The sequence below is a fragment of the Legionella sp. km772 genome, from assembly GCF_003989735.1.
In the GTDB taxonomy this organism is placed as follows: domain Bacteria; phylum Pseudomonadota; class Gammaproteobacteria; order Legionellales; family Legionellaceae; genus Legionella.
On sequence record NZ_RZGQ01000267.1, the window covers coordinates 1 to 2888 of the forward strand.

Here is a 2888-nt window from a genome sequence, read left to right on the forward strand (position 1 = left end):
CTCTCCTGGCCTATGGACTTGTGGATAAGCCATTCTGAGAGTAAGGTGAATGAACTAACAAACCGGGAATAGCTCTTATTTTTCCTGAATTTTGTTCCAGATCCCCGGACCTAGCTAACAAAACTCGAAGGGCTTAGATTTGAAAGGGCAGTTAGGCGGTAATTTTTTTACTGACTATAATTCGGATACTTTACAGAAAACACGTTCCAGCAATGATAAAAATAATACCGGCCTTGCGTCCTTAAAAGTAGCAATTTCAGATATTTCACAAACGCAAGTGAGCGACTATGAGCTTAATGTAGTGGATAGTCTTAATCATAAATATAATTTGGTACGCAAATCAGATGGTGCGACTACACCATTAACCTGGGATGGCTCTAGCCCCTCCTTTCAAGTGGATGATAGTTCTGGTAACACTCAAATCGATGGAATGACTATTGCGGCCGATAATTTTGGCAATCTTGCCAATGGTGATAAGTTTACGATAGCTCCTACCCGTGGAGCTGCTGCTTATTTGAATTTAGAGCTTAGCGATTTTAGCAAAATTGCCCTAGCTGGCCCTGTAGTAGAGGCCTCAGCCGCAGCTACTAATACGAGTCAAGCCTCAATTTCTCTAGAAAAAGTATATAATAGTAGTGCAACCAATACGGACTTCACCATTAATTTTGATGCAACTGACCCTACTAAATACACTATTAACGGTGATCCAACTGTCTACACGTTAACCGATAATAGAATTTTTTTACCTGCAGGCAGCAATGCGGGTACTGCCTCTTATTCAGTAACTATTTCCGGTACTCCTAACACTGGAGACGTGTTTAATTTAAAGCCCAATGCTGGTGGGGTTGGGGACAATGGTAACGGCTTACTGTTGGCTGAAATACAAAATAAGCAAATGTTTTCTGGTGGAACAGAATCTTTAGTAGCTCGATACGCAGTTTTGGTTTCTGGCGTGGGAGCTGATACTAATGATTCTAAACTTCGTGCTGCCTCTGCCGATGTAATATACAATCAAGCCTTGGATTTCCAAAGTAGCAAGAGCGGGGTTAATTTAGACGAAGAGGCTGCTGACTTGTTAAAATTTCAACAAGCTTATCAAGCGGCGGGAAAATTAATGCAAGTAGCCAATAAACTGATGGATATTATATTTGGGATGGGGTAATAAATGAGAATTTCAACAAATCAAATATATGCGCGTGGCACCAATAATCTCTTGGACCAACAAACTAAATTGAATCAATTACAGAATCAATTGAGCGGGACACGAGTGAACACGCCATCTGACGATCCCATAGCATCAGCCCAAATTGAACTCATGAAACAACGCTTAAATAGCACTCAAATCTATCAAAATAATAATCAAAATTTAAGTAGTGCTTTAAACCTGCAAGATGGTGTGGAGTCCAGTGTTATTTCCAGTATTCAAAGCCTCTTAACTTTACAAAGTCAGTCTCAAAGTGGTGTCCTATCACAAGCGGATCGTCAGTCATTAGGAACACAAGTACAGAAAATCTTAGATCAGCTAGTGAGTTATGGAAACAGTACGGGTTTGAATGGTGAATATATTTTTGGCGGTTCTCAAACAGATAAACCACCCATATCGCGTAGCTTTAATCCTCTAACTAATAGTTATGATTACAGCTATAACGGTGACAGTAAGCAACGCTTTCAACCGATTTCAAGTAGTTTACAAGTAGCGGCTAATGATCCTGGCGATGAGGTTTTTATGAATATCCCTGCTGGGAATGGTAATTATTCTATAAAACAAACGGCTAATCCTAATAATGGCACTGTAGTCGCTCTAGGAGAAGCTGCGGTGGATGCTTCTAGTATTACTCCGGGCAATTATTCCATTACGATCAATACGCCTGCAAATACTGTAAAAATTGTAGACGGAAGCAACAATGAGGTTTTAGGTTCTCCATTTCCTTATGAAAGTGGGAAGGCAATTAGTTTTAATGGGATATCCATCACCTTAACAGGGCAACCTGCAGATGGGCAAAGTTTTTCTCTTCAAACTGGGCAAAATCAATCGCTGTTTGCTACGGCGCAGAGAATGTTGGACAACTTAAATGCTCCTTTTACTACCCCCGCGGATAAGGCTGCCACTCAAACAGAGAATAGCCAAATAAATATGCAGCTTAAAAATGCGCTTAGCCATCTTACGCTTAAGCGGGCAGATTTAGGAAGTAGGGCCAACCAACTAAGTAATACTAGTGATGTTAATGCTAATATGAATCTTATTAATCAAGAGGTAGTCACGCAGCTACAATCTTCCGATATTATAAGTGTTACAAGCCAATATCAATTGCAACTAGTTAGTTTAAAAGCTGCACAGCAGAGTTTTGTCCAAATTCAAGGCCTATCGGTATTTAATTATATTTCTTAATGAATTTGGTTTATTGTAGTCAAGTTAAATCACTCCCATCCTTAGCTATAAGAATAGAATGAAAGAAAACCGCTATATTGTAAAATGGGCAATCGATTCTTTGCATGCAAAAGGGTATAAAGGACTTAACTCACCTGAACTTGTAGTGAAAACTCCGTGGTCTAGTGTGCTTCGATTTTCAACTCTCCAAGGTTGGGTTTATTTGAAACAAATGCCCAAAGCTATCGCCTTAGAACCAAAGGTCATGTGTTTATTAGCGGAGCAATTTCATGCCAATGTGCCTCGGGTGATAGCGATTAACGATAAACACCACTGTTTTCTGATGGAGGATGGTGGCTTGACTCTGCGAGAATATTTAAAAGCCAGTTTTCAACCGGAGTTATTAACTCATGTTACGCACATAAACTTGTAGTTTGACTAAAAAGCATTAGAATTCCGCCCTTAATTTTAGGGAGGGAATTAAATGGATATGCTTGATCTTTATAGTGATTATTTGATT

General features: G+C 39.5%; 3 protein-coding genes. All 3 read left to right on the top strand.

Annotation, left to right across the window (positions count from 1 at the left end):
• Window positions 1–139 precede the first annotated feature (139 nt).
• Genes ELY15_RS15010 through ELY15_RS15020 form a run of 3 tightly spaced genes read left to right on the top strand, consistent with a single transcriptional unit; the run spans window position 140 to window position 2801 of the window.
• On the top strand, window positions 140–1162 hold the full coding sequence (locus ELY15_RS15010) for a flagellar basal body rod C-terminal domain-containing protein (RefSeq protein WP_127101443.1): 1023 nt from the start codon (window positions 140–142) through the stop codon (window positions 1160–1162).
• A gap of 3 nt (window positions 1163–1165) precedes the next feature.
• Entirely contained in the window at window positions 1166–2389 is a 1224-nt protein-coding gene (flgL, locus tag ELY15_RS15015; RefSeq protein WP_127101445.1) for a flagellar hook-associated protein FlgL, read from the top strand.
• 58 nt (window positions 2390–2447) lie between these two features.
• Entirely contained in the window at window positions 2448–2801 is a 354-nt protein-coding gene (locus ELY15_RS15020; protein WP_127101447.1) for a hypothetical protein, read from the top strand.
• Window positions 2802–2888 lie beyond the last annotated feature (87 nt).

Bases quoted from the DNA above. Each gene is read 5' to 3' on its own strand.
- flgL (WP_127101445.1), top strand. From the start codon at position 1,166: ATGAGAATTTCAACAAATCAAATATATGCGCGTGGCACCAATAATCTC.
- ELY15_RS15020 (WP_127101447.1), top strand. From the start codon at position 2,448: ATGAAAGAAAACCGCTATATTGTAAAATGGGCAATCGATTCTTTGCAT.